General features: G+C 37.9%; 16 protein-coding genes. 9 read left to right on the plus strand and 7 right to left on the minus strand.

Features of this window, described 5'->3' with window-relative positions; translation table 11 throughout:
- The first annotated feature begins 47 nt into the window (after positions 1-47).
- From AC1RJ8_RS00880 to AC1RJ8_RS00890, 3 genes are all read left to right on the plus strand, one after another.
- Entirely contained in the window at positions 48-941 is an 894-nt protein-coding gene (locus AC1RJ8_RS00880) for a 3-hydroxyacyl-CoA dehydrogenase family protein (RefSeq protein WP_492952214.1), read from the plus strand.
- A 31-nt stretch (positions 942-972) separates the two neighbouring features.
- Entirely contained in the window at positions 973-1,995 is a 1,023-nt protein-coding gene (ruvB, locus tag AC1RJ8_RS00885; RefSeq protein WP_029277907.1) for a Holliday junction branch migration DNA helicase RuvB, read from the plus strand.
- Between the two features lie 330 nt (positions 1,996-2,325).
- Positions 2,326-3,834 (plus strand): GNAT family N-acetyltransferase, encoded by a 1,509-nt coding sequence (locus AC1RJ8_RS00890; RefSeq protein WP_492952213.1) that lies wholly within the window; start codon positions 2,326-2,328, stop codon positions 3,832-3,834.
- A 63-nt stretch (positions 3,835-3,897) separates the two neighbouring features.
- Here AC1RJ8_RS00890 and AC1RJ8_RS00895 read toward each other — a convergent pair whose 3' ends face one another.
- Complete coding sequence (locus tag AC1RJ8_RS00895; protein WP_492952212.1) at positions 3,898-4,104, minus strand: hypothetical protein; 207 nt, start codon at positions 4,102-4,104, stop codon at positions 3,898-3,900.
- Between the two features lie 136 nt (positions 4,105-4,240).
- Here AC1RJ8_RS00895 and queG point away from each other — a divergent pair, with 136 nt between their 5' ends.
- Positions 4,241-5,176, plus strand: a complete 936-nt coding sequence (queG, locus tag AC1RJ8_RS00900) for a tRNA epoxyqueuosine(34) reductase QueG (RefSeq protein WP_492952381.1) — start codon at positions 4,241-4,243, stop codon at positions 5,174-5,176.
- Entirely contained in the window at positions 5,177-6,022 is an 846-nt protein-coding gene (locus AC1RJ8_RS00905; protein WP_492952211.1) for a hypothetical protein, read from the plus strand. It abuts the gene before it with no gap.
- On the opposite strand, the gene AC1RJ8_RS00910 is transcribed toward AC1RJ8_RS00905, so the two are convergent.
- From AC1RJ8_RS00910 to AC1RJ8_RS00920, 3 genes are all read right to left on the minus strand, one after another.
- A complete protein-coding gene (locus AC1RJ8_RS00910) occupies positions 6,019-7,878 on the minus strand; it encodes a M1 family metallopeptidase (protein WP_492952210.1) in 1,860 nt (619 codons plus the stop codon). The two genes, AC1RJ8_RS00905 and AC1RJ8_RS00910, sit on opposite strands and share 4 nt — an antisense overlap.
- A 63-nt stretch (positions 7,879-7,941) precedes the next feature.
- On the minus strand, positions 7,942-8,313 hold the full coding sequence (locus tag AC1RJ8_RS00915; protein WP_492952209.1) for a GxxExxY protein: 372 nt from the start codon (positions 8,311-8,313) through the stop codon (positions 7,942-7,944).
- Positions 8,314-8,363: 50 nt separating this feature from the next.
- Positions 8,364-9,317 (minus strand): exonuclease domain-containing protein, encoded by a 954-nt coding sequence (locus tag AC1RJ8_RS00920; protein ID WP_492952208.1) that lies wholly within the window; start codon positions 9,315-9,317, stop codon positions 8,364-8,366.
- 183 nt (positions 9,318-9,500) lie between these two features.
- On the opposite strand from AC1RJ8_RS00920, the gene AC1RJ8_RS00925 reads away from it, so the two are divergent.
- Positions 9,501-11,474, plus strand: a complete 1,974-nt coding sequence (locus AC1RJ8_RS00925; protein WP_492952207.1) for a transglutaminase family protein — start codon at positions 9,501-9,503, stop codon at positions 11,472-11,474.
- Entirely contained in the window at positions 11,475-13,382 is a 1,908-nt protein-coding gene (locus tag AC1RJ8_RS00930; RefSeq protein ID WP_492952206.1) for a DUF3857 domain-containing transglutaminase family protein, read from the plus strand. It begins immediately after the preceding gene.
- Here the strand turns inward: AC1RJ8_RS00930 and AC1RJ8_RS00935 are convergent.
- A complete protein-coding gene (locus AC1RJ8_RS00935; protein WP_255512125.1) occupies positions 13,366-13,488 on the minus strand; it encodes a hypothetical protein in 123 nt (40 codons plus the stop codon). The genes AC1RJ8_RS00930 and AC1RJ8_RS00935 overlap by 17 nt on opposite strands.
- 37 nt (positions 13,489-13,525) lie before the next feature.
- Positions 13,526-14,974 carry an SDR family oxidoreductase gene (locus tag AC1RJ8_RS00940; protein ID WP_492952205.1) on the minus strand — a complete coding sequence of 483 codons (1,449 nt, stop codon included), beginning with the start codon at positions 14,972-14,974 and terminating at the stop codon, positions 13,526-13,528.
- A 214-nt stretch (positions 14,975-15,188) separates the two neighbouring features.
- Here AC1RJ8_RS00940 and AC1RJ8_RS00945 point away from each other — a divergent pair, with 214 nt between their 5' ends.
- Positions 15,189-15,974: a murein L,D-transpeptidase catalytic domain family protein gene (locus tag AC1RJ8_RS00945; RefSeq protein ID WP_492952204.1), complete on the plus strand. Its 786-nt coding sequence runs from the start codon at positions 15,189-15,191 to the stop codon at positions 15,972-15,974.
- Here the strand turns inward: AC1RJ8_RS00945 and AC1RJ8_RS00950 are convergent.
- On the minus strand, positions 15,971-16,414 hold the full coding sequence (locus AC1RJ8_RS00950) for a hypothetical protein (protein WP_492952203.1): 444 nt from the start codon (positions 16,412-16,414) through the stop codon (positions 15,971-15,973). The two genes, AC1RJ8_RS00945 and AC1RJ8_RS00950, sit on opposite strands and share 4 nt — an antisense overlap.
- 203 nt (positions 16,415-16,617) lie before the next feature.
- Between AC1RJ8_RS00950 and AC1RJ8_RS00955 the strand changes: the two genes are divergently transcribed.
- Positions 16,618-18,471, plus strand: coding sequence for a DNA topoisomerase 3 (locus AC1RJ8_RS00955; RefSeq protein ID WP_492952202.1), 1,854 nt, complete (start codon positions 16,618-16,620; stop codon positions 18,469-18,471).

Here is an 18,471-nt window from a genome sequence, read left to right on the forward strand (position 1 = left end):
TTTTAACTAGTCGTTTATTCTTAAATTCTCTTTTTAATCTCCTAAAAATGAAACAAATCGCAGTTATAGGATCTGGTACGATGGGAAATGGCATCGCTCATACCTTTGCACAATTCAATTATCAAGTCAACCTTATTGATATTAATAAAGCTGCATTGGATAGGGCCATACAAACGATTACCAAAAATTTAGACAGGCAGGTTGCCAAAGGCACATTAACAGCAGATCAGAAAGCGGCCACTCTCAATAACATCACTACATATACCTCAACAAAAGATGGCGTTCAAAATTCCGATTTAATTGTAGAGGCCGCTACTGAAAATGTAGACTTAAAACTGAAGATTTTTAAGGATTTAGATGAGTACGCACCTGCCCATGCTATTCTCGCTTCTAATACCTCCTCTATTTCCATTACCCAGATTGCCGCTATAACCGGTAGAGGTGATAAAGTAATCGGGATGCACTTTATGAATCCAGTTCCGGTAATGAAGTTGGTAGAAGTAATAAGAGGTTATGCCACAAGTGATGAAACAACAAGTACCATTATGTCGTTGTCTCAAAGTTTGGAGAAAGTTCCGGTTGAGGTAAATGATTATCCGGGTTTTGTGGCTAACCGCATTTTGATGCCAATGATTAATGAGGCTATTTATACGCTATATGAAGGCGTTGCAGGTGTTTATGAAATCGATACGGTAATGAAACTTGGAATGGCACACCCGATGGGCCCCTTGCAATTAGCCGATTTTATTGGTCTGGATGTTTGTTTGGCCATCTTAAAAGTATTGAATGATGGTTTTGGGAATCCTAAATACGCGCCTTGCCCTTTATTGGTAAATATGGTTGCTGCCGGTAAAAAAGGTATTAAAACTGGTGAAGGTTTTTATAAATACACTGCGGGATCAAAAGAACTAGTAGTTGCTGATAAATTTAAAAAATCCTAATTTTTTTAGCATTTAATTTTATATTTGCTGTATGAATGAGAATCTGGATCCTGAAGCAAGCAACCTAAGTCCCACCGATCGCGATATTGAAAGGGTTTTAAGGCCACAGGCTTTTGAAGATTTTACGGGACAGGAAAAAGTGATGGAAAACCTGAAGATTTTTGTTCAGGCAGCAAAACTCCGTGGTGAGGCTTTAGATCATGTTCTTTTGCATGGTCCTCCGGGATTAGGCAAAACCACGCTTTCTCATATCATTGCCAATGAAATGGCTACGGGCATTAAGGTGACTTCTGGTCCTGTTTTGGATAAACCTGGCGATTTAGCTGGTTTATTAACCGGCTTAGATGAAGGTGATATTCTCTTTATTGACGAGATCCATCGCTTATCTCCCCTTGTAGAAGAATACTTATACTCTGCTATGGAGGATTTTAAGATTGATATTATGCTCGAAACTGGCCCGAATGCCCGTTCGGTACAGATATCGCTTAATCCTTTTACGTTAGTAGGTGCTACTACCCGCTCCGGATTGTTGACTGCTCCTTTAAGAGCGCGCTTTGGCATCAATGCCCGCTTGGCTTATTATGATGCTAAATTGCTAACCACTATTGTACTACGCTCTTCTGATATCCTAAAAACACCGATAAGTGACGAAGGTGCCTACGAAATTGCCCGTCGTAGCCGCGGCACGCCCCGTATCGCCAATGCACTTTTACGGAGAACAAGAGATTTTGCGCAGATTAAAGGAAACGGGAATATCGATACGGAAATAGCCCGGTATGCCTTAAATGCACTGAATGTAGATGAGCATGGCTTAGATGAAATGGATAACAGGATCCTGGTTACCATTATCGATAAATTTAAGGGTGGCCCTGTAGGTTTAAAAACCATTGCGACAGCTGTTGGAGAAGATGAAGGAACCATTGAGGAAGTTTATGAGCCATTTTTGATTCAGGAAGGCTACATTATGCGTACTTCACGTGGCCGCGAGGTTACTGAAGCCGCTTACAAACATTTAAAAAAGAATTATCCTGGCCAAACCGGGAAGTTGTTTTAATACAGGATTGTTTCTTGCTAAATCGTCATTTCGACTGAAGTGCAACGGAATGGAGAAATCTAGTATCGTTATGTTTAAAGATCTCTCTACTGAGATTGAACAATAAGGATTTAAAGACCCTGAAATAAATTACCTTCGGTGAACTCGCTTACAGCTCGGTTTACTTCGTAGCTTTCCGTTTCACTACAGGTCAGGGTGACGCCTCGCAGGAGGATTTTGATAAATCTCGTGGCTCGTCCTCCTGAACTTGTTTCAGGATCTTCAAAGAAATATATAATCCATCTGAACATTTAAGCCCTTTTGGTGTTCATAAAATAGAAATCAAACATTATGAATATTGAATTACGTAAACTAACGCTCGAAGATTACGCAGATCTTAAAGAATCTATGCTCCAGGCCTACGACAGTATGGGCGGTTCCATCTGGCCAAAATCAAGCATTGCAAAACTTTTAAATATTTTCCCCGAAGGACAGCTTTGTATTGCCGTTGATGATAAGGTGGTAGCCTGTTCATTAGCCATTATTGTAGAGTACGATGAATATGGAGATCGGCATACCTACAAGTTGATTACCGGCGATTATTCTTTTACAACACATGATCCCAACGGCGACACGCTATATGGAATCGAAATTTTCGTGCACCCCGATTACCGCGGACTACGTTTAGGAAGAAGATTATACGAAGCAAGAAAAGAACTCTGCGAAAGCCTTAACCTTAAAAGCATTATTGCCGGTGGTAGAATCCCAGGTTACCACCAATATGCAGAACAGCTTAGCCCTAGGCAGTATATAGATAAGGTAAAAGCAAAAGAAATTTACGATCCTACGCTTACTTTCCAGATCTCTAATGATTTCCACGTAAGAAAAGTATTAAAGAATTACTTGCCGGGCGATAAAGAATCAAAAGAGTATGCTACCTTAATTGAGTGGAATAATATTTATTACCAGGGCATAGATGCTTCAGCCCGTTCAGCAATGACCATCCGTTTAGGTTTAGTACAATGGGAAATGCGTTTATTCCCTAATATGGATGCATTTTATGAGCAGGTAGAATTCTTTGTAGATGCTTTGAGTGGTTACAAATCAGATTTCGTGATGTTCCCTGAGCTATTTAATACGCCTTTACTGCAACCTTATAATCACTTACCAGAGATTGAAGCCATGCGCAAACTCGCCGAAAAAACAGCAGAGATTGTACAAAAAATGCATGAGTACTCGTTGAGCTACAATACTAACATCATTACAGGTAGTATGCCACTTATTGAGTATGGTAAACTTTATAATGCCACTTACCTTTGTCACCGCACCGGTAAAATAGATGAGTATAGAAAAATCCACATCACACCGAATGAACAGAAATATTATGGTATGATTGGCGGTGATAAAGTACAGGTTTTTGATACTGATTGCGGTAAAGTGGGCATTTTGATCTGTTACGATGTAGAATTTCCTGAATTGAGCCGTATTTATGCCGATCAGGGCATGCAGATTTTATTTGTACCCTTCTTAACGGATACACAGAATGGTTATACGCGTGTTCGCCATTGTGCTCAGGCCCGGGCGATAGAAAATGAATGTTATGTGGCCATTGCTGGCTGTGTGGGCAATTTACCGAAAGTAAATAACATGGATATCCAGTTTGCGCAATCGGCCGTTTTTACACCTTCCGATTTTGCTTTTCCAACTAATGCCATAAAAGCAGAGGCAACCCCAAATACAGAAATGGTTTTAGTGGTAGATGTTGATCTGCATTTACTCGACGAACTGCACCACTATGGAACAGTAAAGGTGCTAAAAGACAGAAGAAAAGATCTTTATCAGGTTAAACTTTTAAAATAATAACCCATAAAAAATGCCGGTCAAATTAATGTACCGGCATTTTCATTGTAAATCTAAAGCTAATTATTTTCTCATTATAAACCATATAATCAGACCAATAATCACAGCTAAAGGCAACACCCATTTCAAGGCTTGTCCTCCTCCGTTTTCGTCTTTTTCAGTAACGGCTGGTTTTGCTGGTCCCGGATCTGCTTTATGACTTTCGTAATCTTTTTCTATCGGTTTAGGAGCTGCTCCTGATTCCGTATGTTGTGGATCTATATTTTCCATAGCTAATACTCTAAAAGCTCTCCCACTGGTTATTACTCCAATCAGGATGAACCATAATCAATTAATTTAGTTTCTGTATTGAGAACAAGTGATTAGTGAAAATGTTTTAAATCCTAAGCCTTATCTTTGCAGATCGGTGTACAACAATTATGCAAAATATAGCCAACTCATCAAAGATGAAGCCCTGCGCTTGGGCTTTATGGCCTGTGGCATTTCAAAAGCTGAATTTCTTGAAGAAGAGGCACCAAGGTTAGAAAAATGGCTGAATCAAAACCGCCATGGCGAAATGAAATATATGGAGAATTATTTCGATAAACGCCTCGATCCGAGACTTTTAGTGGAGGATGCAAAATCGGTAATTTCCTTATCCTTAAACTATTACACAGATGAAAAACAATCAGATCCTGATGCGCCAAAAATTTCCAAGTACGCATACGGACAAGATTACCATACAGTAATAAAAGATAAACTAAAAGAATTAACTCATTTTATTGAAGAAAACATTGGTGAAGTTTCGGGGAGGGCGTTTGTAGATTCTGCTCCGGTATTAGACCGTGCCTGGGCCAAAAAATCAGGCATTGGATGGATTGGTAAAAATTCTAACTTAATCAGTAAAACAGATGGTTCTTTTTTCTTCCTTGCCGAACTGATTGTTGATCTGGAACTGGATTACGATCACCCATACCAAGCTGATTACTGTGGAAGCTGCACCCGCTGTTTAGATGCCTGCCCCACTGATGCCATTATTTCACCACAGGTGGTAGATGGAACGAAATGCATCTCTTACCTCACTATTGAACTCAAAAATGAAATCCCAAATGAGTTTAAAGACAAAATGAGCAACTGGATGTTTGGCTGCGATATCTGCCAGGATGTTTGCCCCTGGAACCGTTTCTCTAAAGCACACAATGAAGAAGCCTTTAAGCCCGGGAACGGATTGCTGGATTTGAACGCAAAAGACCTGACCGAAATTACAGATGATGTTTTTAAAAGGGTTTTTAAGGGATCGGCAGTTAAGCGTACCAAATTTACCGGACTAAAAAGAAACATCGATTTTCTTAAACCTGAATAAATGAAAAGATTATCTGCATTTCTTTTATTAACTTTTACTTTCCTTTTTGCAAGCGCGCAAGAGCTTCGACTCAAGAAAAGAAAACAGAATGCTTTAACTGGGAAAGAATTTGCATTGAGTATTAGAGATAGTAGCTTAAGCCTGATGGATCGTGAAAAAATAATATTCAAAGAGATTAAAAAAGGCAATGTTCCTGGTTTTTTACGGACACTTGTAAAAATCGAAATGGATTGGATAAGTGATCAAAAAACAAATCATATTAGTTATTATATTCTACCTGACTATTTTGCAATTGGTAATAACAACGATTTTTTTTATGTTCCGATGACGCCTATTTTAGCTCAGAAAGTTGCCCAGCTGACCAAATGTTCACTACCAACCAAACTTTTGGTCGATCAGATTTATAAAGAAGCAAAAATAAAACTGGCTCCAAAACCTATACCGCCTACCAAAGCAATGACAAGCTTACCTATTTTTATTGCGCACACAGATTCTATACTCAGTCAGCTCAAGCCGTTCATGGCTAATCATCAATCAGGAGAACTTACTGCAGGGAATAAAAAAGATATTATTATTTCAAATAAGATTTATGGGGAATCAACGCCGAGGGTAGTCATTTACGGTTGGCATAAATTAGATGGAAAGGCCATTCAGCCGGTATACAACAAACACACCAATACCTGGGCTGATTACAGCCATGGCGTTAGATTAATCCAAAACAAGATTTATATCAACCATAAAAAAACATCTCTAAAAAAAGCTTTAAGAGATGCTGAATTCTGTCGTGTTTTTAGTGATGAAGGCAGGATTGATCAACCTTATTATCCTATTTTTAGATCTTATTAATTCACTGAAAAGCTATTATCACTTTTAACCTTATCTGGTGTATGTGGATTTCCCATTACTACTTTTGATAACTTTTTAGTGGTTGTGATATTGATTTTAACCTGTTTATCTCCTTTTTCCCAAATGCCGATTGTACTGTGACTCTTTTCGATAGAACCATCCCCATAAGTTAAGGTTAAGTCAACTGGCATAGCTTTAACACTTTTATTCTCCACAACAACCGTGTATCCATTTGATGTTTTGTCTACAGCCTTTATAGCCATATCAGTAACACCGTCTTCAAAAAACCAGGCTTTCCAGAACCAGTTTAAATTTTTACCGCTTCCCTCGTTTATACTGTTAAAGAAATCGTATGGCATTGGGTGTTTACCATTCCAGTTTTTAATATAAGTATGTAAAGCTTTGGTAAACAGTTCATCTCCAAGATAATCTTTGACAAACAAATATGCCAAACCTGGTTTAGGGTACGAATTGGTAAAAGATCCTGATCCTTTTAAATCAGGAGTTAAAGTCATTATTGGGGTATCATCTTTTCCGCCAGATGACGAAGCTGTAGGTTGTACGCCGTATTCATCAACAATTGTAGAATCTATCATCGGAGAAATCAACCACTCGCCTATTGTAGCCCAGCCTTCATCCATCCAACCATATTTAGTCTCATTTATGCCCATGTAAAAAGGAAACATGGTATGAAAAATTTCATGGTCGGTTAAGGTAATGGCGTCTGTGCGATTATCAACAGGGTTATCGTTCACCATCATTGGATATTCCATTTGGTCTAAACCATCAAATATCGTTTCATGATTGTATGGAAATGGCCATTTAGGAAAAGTATAACTCATAGCTTCAACCGTTTTACGTGCGAAATCAATCACTTCATAATAATCTTTATGTTTTGGATTAAAAACAGCATCTACACGGGTTCTTCTTTTTGTTTTAGGATCAACTATTAAACTGCTCGATTTCCACAGATAATGATCACTTAGCGCAAATACAAAATCAGTAACGTTTTTAGCCTCGAATTTAAAGGTATTAAAAGTATTAGGCTGAGTTACTTTTTTGTCGGCCAAATCTTTGTCGGTAATCACATCAATTACAGCGTCGTTCTTTTCGGCAGATAACATTCTCGAAACAATATCTTTCTGGAAAACTTCTGAAGGATTTTTCAGGTCGCCGGTTGCCCAAACGCCATATCCACCAGGAACTGTAATTGTAGCATTAAACTGGTCAAAATCATTATAAAACTCCTCAGCTCCTGTGTAAGGGAATTTATTCCATCCGTCTACATCATCATAAACCGCGATACGCGGGAAAAAATACGCCACGAAATGAGAGCCCTCATCTACCTGACCTGTACGCACATGTGATCCTTTATTTAAAGTATAGCTATAATCGATAGAAAAGCTAATCGTTTTGCCAGGAACAACCGCAGGAACATTCACCGTCATGTTGGTTCCATTAATTTTAAAATCAGTGTTTGATTTTCCGTTTACTGCCAGTTTTCCAATAGCAACCCCATCACCCAGGTCAGACTCTGCCAATTTTGACTTTCTCGGTGTTCCTTTTTTATACAGATTTGGATAGAGTTTAAACCATATTTCCTTCAGTGTATCAGGACTATTATTGGTATAAGTTACCTGAACCTTACCTTTTAACAACCTGCTGATTGGATTAAAATCTACATTCAAATCGTACTTTGAAGTATTTTGCCAATAATTCCTGCCGGGTTTACCATTTGCATTTCTCGTTTCCCTCTGATAGGTTTTTTGAAATTCAGGTGCCATTGGTAAAGTAGTCTGCGCATTACCGTATAGTGCTGTACACAATAATAGGCTAAATATTTTTATAGATTTCATATGCATAATTTTTAACCACAGATGGACACAAATAAACACAGATCTTAAATCTTAAACAAGTGTTTAATAGCCATTTAGCATTCTCTTAATCTCTACTCTTGGTTTCCCAAAATTGATTAACAGTCCACATCTTTTATTGCAAGCAACCAAATAGTTCATCAGCTGTGCCTGATGAACTTCGTTCAACTCTTTTATTGCTTTAATTTCAACTATAACTTCATTTTCAACCAATAAGTCCGCAAAGTATTCACCAACAACTTGATCATCATAAAAAACATGTAATGGCTGTTGTTTTATCACACAGAAATTGGATTTTAGTATTTCCAGGAACATTGCATTCTCATAAACCTTTTCCAGGAAGCCACAACCTAGCGTATTTGAAACAACGTAAGCAGCTCCAATTATTTTTTCAGTTATAGAATTAAGTTCTTCCACATTAACATAATGATCTGTGTTTATCCTTTTTATCTGTGGTAAAAAAACACCTACTTGCCAAACTTCATTTTCAATTGCTCCAACATATCCGTGTTGATCGGTTGTGCAGGTTTTTCTTGCTTAGGCTGAGGTTTCTGTTGATATTGAGGTTTATTGGCAGGTGTATTATTTTGAGGTCTCGCTGCCTTGTTCTCATTTTTCTTCGCATTGAATTTTGCCCACTCCTCATCTAATTTCTTCTTTGTATACAAGGGGAAGTCGCCATTCTTCATCCAGGCATAATAACTAGGTTCTACAGAAAATACCTGTGCTGTTGTTTTACCTTTATGTTTACCGAAATTGAAACACACTTCATCATTATCATTATACACTAAACGACCAGCAAAATCTACAGGTTTATTAATATTGGTAAAAATATGCAATGCATCTACGTCATTTACAACGGGGATACTTTTTACACCCTGTTTGCTCTCAAACTCGGTTTCCTTGTACATTTCTAACTGGCCAAGTAAAACCTTATAAGTGGCAATAACATCTGCTTCTGCAGCGTGTGCATTAATTAAATCTTCCTGGCAATAGAACTTATAAGCCGCTTTTAAGGTACGTTGCTCCATCTGGTGGAATATATTCTGTACATCAACAAACTTGCGGTTGTTCATATCAAAATCTACTTCAGCTCTTAAAAATTCTTCTAAAAGCATCGGGATATCAAATTTATTCGAATTGTACCCTGCAAGATCACTTTCCCCAATAAATTCAGCAATTTCTGCTGCTATAGTTTTAAAGGTAGGCTCGTTAGCAATGTCTTCGTCGTAAATACCGTGTATTAACGACGTTTGCAAAGGAATTGGCATTTCGGGATTTACACGCCAGGTTTTAACCAGTTCAGAACCATCTGGCATGGCTTTTAAAATCGCTATTTCAACGATTCTGTCGGCTCCAACATTAATTCCAGTAGCTTCTAAATCAAAAAATGCTAAAGGGCGCTTTAAATTTAATTTCATTTCTTATGATGTGAGATTTGCGACATTAGATTTGAATCGGAATGTCAAATTCTTTTTTTCAAAAGTGCTAAAAAGGTTTCATTAGTTCTGTAAAACAGCTTTATTAATTTATAAATTTAATTGTCAAATTATTTCAGAATGTTAGTTTGTAGAATTAAATTGCGACAATTTATATACGCTCAAATGAATAAGACATTAGCCATACTATTCCTTGTATTTTTATCATTAACTACTCATGCTCAAAACTTTAACTTTGGCGCAATTACCTATGACGATTATGAATTCGACAGAAAAAAATTAGACAGCAATGCGAATGCTATTGTTTTAAAAGAATTTGGTACGGCATCAATTCAACGCGACGATAATACAGGTAGTTTAGAGCTGATTTTTGAGCACCATGTAAAAATCAAAATCTACAATAAAGAAGGCTTTAAGGAAGCTAATATTGTTATTCCAACCTATAAAGACGAGTCCCGCGAAGAAACGATCAGTGATTTAAAAGCTTCTACTTTTAATTATGTAAACAATAACTTTGTGGAAACCGTGATGGATAGAAAAGCTGTTTTCACTGAAAACCGGTCAAAATACACCAGGCTAACCAAGTTTACGCTTCCAAACCTCAAAGAAGGTTCTGTAATTGAATATAGTTACAGGTTAAAATCGCCCAACTTGTTTAATTTCAAAACATGGGAATTTCAAGGTGATATTCCAAAGGTAATTAGCGAATATTTGGTTTACATTCCAGGCATTTACAATTACAATGTTTCCTTGCGAGGATTTCAAAAACTGACGGATCAAAAAGTAGAGTTGAGTAAAGAATGTTTAAGGCTTTCAGGCGTAGCTATCGATTGCTCAAAAATCAACTACATGATGAAAAACATTCCGGCATTTATTGAAGAAGATAATATGACCGCTCCCAGTAACTTTAAATCGGCCATTTATTTTGAGCTTTCGGATGTACAGAATTTGAATGGAGGAAAAACATCTTATACGAAAACCTGGAAAGATGTTGATTATGAACTGTCATCATATAAAACCTTGGGCGATCAGATGAAAAGGAAAGATGTTTTTAAAGACCTCATTCCAGAAATCATAAAGGGAAGTACGACTGATTTAGATAAAGCAAAAGCCGTTTATAATTATATCAAAAAGCAGATCAAGTGGAATAATTATTACGGAAAATATTCAGAAGATAATATCAAAAAGGCATTAGAAAACAGATCGGGCAATGTGGCGGATATTAACCTGAGCCTAATTGCGGCGCTTTCTGCAGCAGGTTTAGATGCAGAAGCAGTTATCCTTTCTACCCGTGACAATGGAACTGTAAACAAACTTTATCCGGTAATGAGTGATTTTAATTACCTGGTGGCTAAAGTAAACCTTGCTGATAAAAGCTATTTGTTGGATGCCACTGAACCACTTCTACCCTTCGGATTGTTACCACTGCGGTGTATTAACGACCAAGGCCGGGTAATCAATCTAAAAAAGCCATCTTACTGGATCGATTTAAAGGCCAGCCAGAAAACAACCACCAGTTATATCCTTACGGGAAAAATGACTACTGAAGGAAAAATTATTGGCACTTTAACTACCCATACTATGGGTTACGCGGCATATGGCAAACGTAAAGATATTCTCCAATACAATTCGCCAGATGAGTATGTAGAGAAGCTTGACGAACGCTTAACCAGAATTAAGATACTGGACCATCAAATTTCGAACCTGGATAGTGTAGAAAATTCTTTAATAGAAAAATACGAAGTAGAGTTTACCATAAACGATGGCACCAATAAAGATCAATTTTATTTTAGTCCATTTTTCATTAATACCATTTCGAAAAATCCGTTTAATTTAAACGAACGTACCTACCCGGTTGATTTGGGTGCGGCGTCTGACGAGCGCATCATCATCAATGTGCTTTTACCGGAAAAATATCAATTGATAGAAAAACCAAAAGATATGGCAATTGCTTTACCCAATGCTGGTGGAAAGTATTTATTGCAAACAGGTTTAGATGAAAACACCATTTCGATGAGTCAGATTTTACAGTTTAATAATGCTATTTATCAGCCAGAAGAATATCTTTTCTTAAAGGAATTCTACAGCAAGATCATCCAAAACCAGAAAACAGAATTTTTATTAAAAAAGGCAAATTAAATGAGACTTTTATTCACCGTATTTTCCTTGCTTTTAGTTTCTGTTGCTGGCTTTGCGCAAGATAACTATGATGTTGATTTAATTCCCGCTAACCTGCGCACCCGCGCCAATGCCTGTATCAGGAATGAAGAAACAACCATTGATATGCGCTCGCCTGATAACGTAATGCTCAATGTAAAAAAAGCCATTACGGTATTTAACCAAAATGGAGAGGACGAAGCACGTTTGGTGCTCTATTACGATAAAAACATTTCAATTAAAGGGATAAAGGGAGAAGTTTACAACAGTCTTGGCAAACTCACCAACAAGTTTTCTCAGAACGATTTTGCTGATATGAGCGCGGCCGATGGGTTTTCCTTATTTGTTGATAGCCGCGTAAAACATTACCTGCCATCGGTAAACGAGTATCCTTATACCGTGGTTTACAATTATGAAATTAGAAATAAGCAAAATCTGATTATACCCGATTGGAGTCCGAAACCAGCAGATGATGTTTCGGTAGAGAAAAGTACTTATACTTTTATTTGTAAGCCAGCAGATCAGGTGAGAATAAAAACCCAGAATTATAGCGGTACACCAGAAGTACTAACTGATGAGAAGCAGAAAAAAACAATCTGGAAGGCAAATAATATCCTGGCGGTTAAAACTGAACCCTATAGCCCGGCACACGAAACTTATGCAACCAACATCCAGATTGCCCCGCAAGCATTTTATTATTACAACCATAAAGGCAGTTATACCAACTGGAAAGAACTCGGCAAATGGATTTATGACGATCTGTTAGCAGCACGCAAAGCCCTGCCCCCTGCCACCATTGAAATGGTAAAAGATCTTGTAAAAAACGAAAAAACGGACAAAGATAAGGCACGTAAAATTTATCAGTATTTACAAGACAAAACAAGGTACATCAGCGTACAAATTGGTATTGGTGGTTTTCAGCCAATTGCAGCCAGCGAAGTAGACCGGCTGGGTTATGGTGATTGTAAAGCTTTAGTAAACTATATGCAAAGCCTGCTCAGTGCAGCAAATATAGATTCTTATTACTGCGTAGTATCGGCTGGTTCTGAAAAGAAAAGTATGGACCCGAAATACGCCAGTATGGTACAGGGCAATCATGTTATTTTATGTATGCCATTAAAAGGTGATACCACCTGGTTAGAATGCACCAGCCAAAAAATACCCTTTGGCTTTTTAAGCGATTTTACAGATGATAGATTAGTACTGGCCTGTACTACCGAAGGAGGAAAACTATTGCATACACCAAAACTAACAACTGCTGAGAACTTACAGATACGTAAGGCCGACTTAACGCTTCAGTTAGACGGCAGTGTATCTGGGAAGATGAATACTGTTTACGCCGGCTCACAATACGAAAATCAGGAATCATTGATCGGTAAATCAATAACCGAACAGCATAAACTATTAAAGGAAGCTTACAATATTGACAATATTGATTTCGAGGCAGTTTCCTTTGCGCAGAAAAAAGATATATCGCCGAAATTAACAGAAGAAGTGAGCATTAACATCAGAAATTACGCCCCTGTTAATGGAAATAAAATGTTTTTACAGCTCAATGCCTTTAATCTGAGGAGGTCAATTCCTGAGATAAAGAATAGAACACATCCTGTCTACATTAACCGCGGATATACAGATGAAGATACCATTATTTATACCTTGCCAGACAATGTAATTACGGAACTCATTGCTGGACAAGACAAAGCTTTTAAAAGCCCTTTCGGGGAATATGTATGTAAGGCAAGCTTAGCAGGTAACAAACTAACCTATTATCGGAAATTTATACTAAATGATGGTACATTTCCTGCAGCGCAGTATAATGAGTTTTCGAAATTCATTAATGATATAAATTCTGCAGATTATTTAAAATTAGCACTTAGCTTAAAAAAATAATCCCGAGGCCAATACCGATAATCATGATCAGGTACATCAAAATTTCTGTTGAAGCAAATCTTTTGTACTTGGTCCAGAAAGAGTAATCATTTTCTTCGTTTGGCATTTTATATTCGTTGTGTGGCAAAAATAGGCAAATAGATTTAATTATCGGGCTTGTAAGTAGTAATCTCTTTGGCCATTCCCTTAAAGAGTATAATATGAAAGGGCCACATGGCATACCAATATACCCTGCCCCACAAACCTTTAGGCCTAAAGGTAGCTATTTGCGATAAAAATGCTTTTCCATGAAATTCTACCAGTTTTAGTTCAAGCCATGCTTCACCAGGCACTTTCATTTCAGCATAAAGCAATAATCGTTTACTCTTTTTATCAGCAAGCAAAACACGCCAGAAATCGAGTACATCTCCTGCCTGTAAATCGGTATTACTGGTTCTTCCTCTTCTGGTGCCTACCCCACCAAACATTTTATCCAAAAAGCCACGTAAATGCCAAAGCCAATCCATAAAATACCAGCCTCTATTGCCGCCAATGCTCCAAATGTTTTCAAAAACTTCTTCGGCTTTACGTTCGAATGGCATTTTCACTTTATATTCTAAGGTTCCATTTTGTGGTACCTTAATCTGATCCATAAAATTAGAATTTAAATAGCCACGATTCAGGGCATCCTTCCAGCTCGAAACAATAGAATTCTGATCAATCTTTTCAAACGCTAAGTGTAAAGCTTCGGCATAGTTTAAACATTTTAGCGGTACAACTTCTTGGATACGGTTATCTTTACATATTACCTCATTCTTCATACTGTCTACCAAACTACGGGCTAATGAATAAGGTACCGGAGTAATCATATTTAGCCACAAAGAAGATAATCTTGGTGTTAAAACAGGAACGGTGATGATCCAGCGTTTTAATCCACGTTCTTTGGCATAGCCTAAAAGCATTTCCCGATAAGTTAGAATATCTGGTCCACCAATATCAAAAGTGTTATTATAAGCCTTATCATTACGCAGAACACCAATCAGATAAGCCAAAACGTCACGTATACCAATTGGCTGGCAGCGGGTTTCCACCCATTTGGGCGTAATCATGAAAGGAATTTTCTCAGTTAAATCCCTAATAATTTCAAATGAGGCACTACCAGAGCCAATAATAATTGCCGCTCTTAAAATGGTACAGGCTTTTCCTGATGATTTAAGTTCTGCTTCTACCGCTAACCTCGATCCTAGATGTTCTGAGAGGTGTTCATCATTTGCAATCCCAGTTAAATAAATAATCTGTTTACAATTGGTATTTCGTATGGCTGTTGAAAAATTTTCAGACGAAATTTTCTCCATATCAGAAAAGCCGGTTTGGCTCGAAGACATGGAATGGACCAGGTAGTATGCGGCATCAATATCCGTTGGAATTTCTTTTAAGCTTTCTGCATCTAGTAAATCGCCCGTAATAACCTTAACCTGATCACTTAAATCAGAGGCTGAAATAAACCTACGCTTATCCCTTACCATACAAACGATTTCGTGCTTTTCTTCTAACAACAGCGGGAGTAGCCTGGTGCCTATGTAACCGTTTGCTCCCGTTAATAAAATCTTCATGTGTACAGTTTTAATACATAACACCAAATAAAAAAGATTGTTGGTATTATTAATTTTCAGAAAATCAAATCCACATTCCCAAAAGCTATATAACCACGCTTTAAGTCACAACAATGTAAAACCAATTGTATTTGGAACACTACAAAATTGTTTTGGGCAACATTTAGACACAACAACCGTATAAATAGCTCAATATCAAACTAAACCATACTGAATGAAGAAATACATCCTGGACATTGCTACGGTTTTTTTAGTGGGCATGAGCATTGTCGGAACAAGTTGGAAAGCCGTGGAGCATCCAGAAACTCAAAAAGAAGCAGTAAAGTCTATTGCTTCAGATAGCCTATACAACCAATATATCTCGAATATTTACCATCAGGTCCACTTAGATTCTGCTGGATTGAGTGAACAGGTTTTTGAAAAAGCCTTAACCGGTTTTTATAACTTAAAATATTCTGGCCTATTACATAACAGATCTATTTTAACCATTGCAGATTTTGATCAGGAAAGCCGTAAAAAACGTTTATACATTATCGATCTTGCAAGCAAAAAACTGTTGTTAAATACTTGGGTAGCCCATGGGCAAAACAGTGGTGGCGATAAACCAGCCTACTTTTCAAACAACATCAATTCGAACCAGAGCAGTTTAGGTTTTTATTTAACTGGCGAAGTCTACTACGGAAAACATGGCCGTTCACTTAAACTGGATGGCATGGATCAAGGTTTTAACAACAATGCAAGAGAAAGGTCTATTGTGGTTCATGGCGCCAGTTATGTAAGTCAAAAAAGCATCAATCAATTGGGTAGACTGGGCAGAAGCCAAGGTTGCCCCGCTGTTCCGGCTCAATTGGCCGATCAGGTGATCAACACCATTTCTGACCGAACGGTACTGTTTATCAATAATTCAGAACAACAATACAATTCATCATTTTTAAATGAAACATTGGCTGCAAGTGTTGTATTAAATCAGGAACAGATTTTAGCAGCCCAAACGGATTAATATTGTTTAATATTTTTGGCGTTCAGGTTTTTTGGTAAAATCCAGATAAAGATCGATTTGCTGCTGGCCAGTAAGTCCCAAACCCAACGGTTACTGTCTACCTCCTTTTCACCGCAGTCTACAACTTCGGCACGTTTGAGCAGTTTTTTAACCAAAGCCTGAATCCATTTTATCTTTACTATGCGGTTAAAAGACAATCCCAGGTAGTCGCAATACACATGCACCAGTACCTCTACAATAAGCGAAGCGTTAGAAATAGCCAGTGCTTTACCGAAATGCTGTTCATAATCGGCTTTAATTGTATTTATCAAAAGTTCAAAACTTGCATCTGCTTTTCCATCAAGATAAGCCCAGAGTTGAGCATTACTATACACGCGGATTAATTGCGGTTCGAGCCCCACTTTAATTTTATTTCCTGCCAGTTCATAAATTTTATCCATTCATTAAAAATCAATTGTAGCTGTTAGATAGCGATATTACCAAATTGTTAATCAATTCGATATAAAAAATCCTGACACAAATGATGGACAAAGTTATCTGATAATTGTTTGCCAAAACGAATGTTAAGTAGCATTGTGAGTAATTTTTTTAATCGGTTGCCAATATTTTAATCATCTTTGGGGTTGAAAAGATAAGCCCATTCATGAAGATTGTAATTGCAGAAAAGCCCTCTGTTGGTCGTGAACTTGCTAAAGTTTTCGGAGCAACCACCAGGAAAGATGGATACATTGAAGGTAAAGGTTATTCTTTTACCTGGGCATTCGGGCATTTATTACAATTGGCTCCACCTCAAGATTACGGCTTTATTGGCTGGAGGAAGCAACATTTACCCATGCTTCCACAAAAGTTTAAACTTGCCGTTAGAAAGATTAAAACAAAAGATGGTTTTGTAGAAGATCCCGCAGTGCGGAAACAATTAGACACTATAAAAAAACTTTTTGATGAGGCGAGCGAAATTATTGTGGCGACGGATGCGGGGCGTGAGGGTGAATTAATTTTCAGGTACATTTATTATTACCTGAAGTGTAAAAAACCTTTCAAACGCCTTTGGATCTCTTCGCAAACAGATGAAGCGATAAAAGATGGATTCAGAAATTTAAAACCTGGAACCGATTACGATACCTTGTTTAATTCGGCTCATTGCCGCTCAGAATCAGACTGGCTGGTGGGAATGAACGCTACACAGGCGCTAAGTATTTCGGCAGGCAATAGAACAGTTCTTTCGTTAGGGCGGGTACAAACGCCTACCCTGGCCATGATCTGTGCCCGCTTTTTGGAGATTAAAAATTTCGTTCCCCAAACCTATTACCAGATCAGTATTTTGCTGACCAAAGATGAGCAGACATTTAAGGCTATATCAACTTCAAATTATAAAGAAAAGGAAGAAGTAGAAAAGTTATTTGCGCTTGTAGAGGATGTGGCTTCTGGCTTTCCAACGGGCGGAAACATTACGGCTGTAGAAGCAAAGCCAAGAAAAGAACCACCTCCGTTATTGCATGACTTAAGCAGTTTACAGCAAGAAGCCAATAAGAAAAAAGGATATACTGCTGATCAGACACTTAATATTTTGCAAAACCTGTACGAGAGTAAATTGGTTTCTTACCCCCGTACCGGATCGCGATATATTGGCGATGATGTTTTTGCAGGCGTTCCAGATTTGATTGCAAAATTCACCGATCATGCTGATTTTGGAAAGCAAGCTCAGTTTTTGCAAACTATTACTTTAAATAAGCGAAGTGTTAACGCTAAAAAAGTAACCGACCACCATGCTGTTTTACCAACCGGCGAACAGGCTTATGGGCTAAGTGCAGATAAACAAGCGGTATACGATATGGTTGTTGGCCGTATGATTGAGGCTTTTCACCAGGAATGTATTAAGGAATTAACCAAAATAACCATTCAATCAGGAGTTACTTTTGTGGCTAACGGAACCGTAATCCGCTCTGCAGGCTGGCGAGCAGTTTTTAACGACCCTGAAGACGATAAAAAGGATGAAGACAATGCAGCATTACCAAAGGTTGCTGTTGGAGAACAATTGCCTATAACGGAAAAATCTCTTTTAGAAAAGCAGACTAAACCAAAGCCAATGTACAATGAGGCTTCGTTATTAAAAGCGCTCGAAACATGCGGCAAAGAGATTGAAGATGAAGAATTACGCTACGCCATGAAAGATAGTGGTTTAGGTACGCCGGCAACACGTGCATCCATTATCGAAACGCTAATCACCAGAGAATATATTACAAGGGAAAAGCGAAATCTTGTACCTACCAATAAAGGGCTCGCTGTTTATGAAGTGGTTAAAGATAAACAGATTGCACAGGCTGAACTTACCGGACAATGGGAAAAAAGGCTGGAAGAAATCCGTTCAGGCTCATCCGTAAAAGATTTTAAATCAGAAATTACAGAATATACCAAAACGATTACACACGAACTATTAATTGCAGGGGCCAGTATATCGGGCAAACTTGCAGAAGAAAAGAAACTGGAAAAGGTTTAG

The organism is Pedobacter sp. GW822-FHT03F06 (genome assembly GCF_058801365.1).

Excerpts from the sequence above, each read along its gene's own strand:
- AC1RJ8_RS00880 (WP_492952214.1), top strand. The coding sequence starts at position 48 with ATGAAACAAATCGCAGTTATAGGATCTGGTACGATGGGAAATGGCATC.
- ruvB (WP_029277907.1), top strand. The coding sequence starts at position 973 with ATGAATGAGAATCTGGATCCTGAAGCAAGCAACCTAAGTCCCACCGAT.
- AC1RJ8_RS00890 (WP_492952213.1), top strand. The coding sequence starts at position 2,326 with ATGAATATTGAATTACGTAAACTAACGCTCGAAGATTACGCAGATCTT.
- AC1RJ8_RS00895 (WP_492952212.1), bottom strand. The coding sequence starts at position 4,104 with ATGGAAAATATAGATCCACAACATACGGAATCAGGAGCAGCTCCTAAA.
- AC1RJ8_RS00905 (WP_492952211.1), top strand. The coding sequence starts at position 5,177 with ATGAAAAGATTATCTGCATTTCTTTTATTAACTTTTACTTTCCTTTTT.
- AC1RJ8_RS00910 (WP_492952210.1), bottom strand. The coding sequence starts at position 7,878 with ATGAAATCTATAAAAATATTTAGCCTATTATTGTGTACAGCACTATAC.
- AC1RJ8_RS00920 (WP_492952208.1), bottom strand. The coding sequence starts at position 9,317 with ATGAAATTAAATTTAAAGCGCCCTTTAGCATTTTTTGATTTAGAAGCT.
- AC1RJ8_RS00925 (WP_492952207.1), top strand. The coding sequence starts at position 9,501 with ATGAATAAGACATTAGCCATACTATTCCTTGTATTTTTATCATTAACT.
- AC1RJ8_RS00930 (WP_492952206.1), top strand. The coding sequence starts at position 11,475 with ATGAGACTTTTATTCACCGTATTTTCCTTGCTTTTAGTTTCTGTTGCT.
- AC1RJ8_RS00935 (WP_255512125.1), bottom strand. The coding sequence starts at position 13,488 with ATGCCAAACGAAGAAAATGATTACTCTTTCTGGACCAAGTACAAAAGA.
- AC1RJ8_RS00940 (WP_492952205.1), bottom strand. The coding sequence starts at position 14,974 with ATGAAGATTTTATTAACGGGAGCAAACGGTTACATAGGCACCAGGCTA.
- AC1RJ8_RS00945 (WP_492952204.1), top strand. The coding sequence starts at position 15,189 with ATGAAGAAATACATCCTGGACATTGCTACGGTTTTTTTAGTGGGCATG.
- AC1RJ8_RS00950 (WP_492952203.1), bottom strand. The coding sequence starts at position 16,414 with ATGGATAAAATTTATGAACTGGCAGGAAATAAAATTAAAGTGGGGCTC.
- AC1RJ8_RS00955 (WP_492952202.1), top strand. The coding sequence starts at position 16,618 with ATGAAGATTGTAATTGCAGAAAAGCCCTCTGTTGGTCGTGAACTTGCT.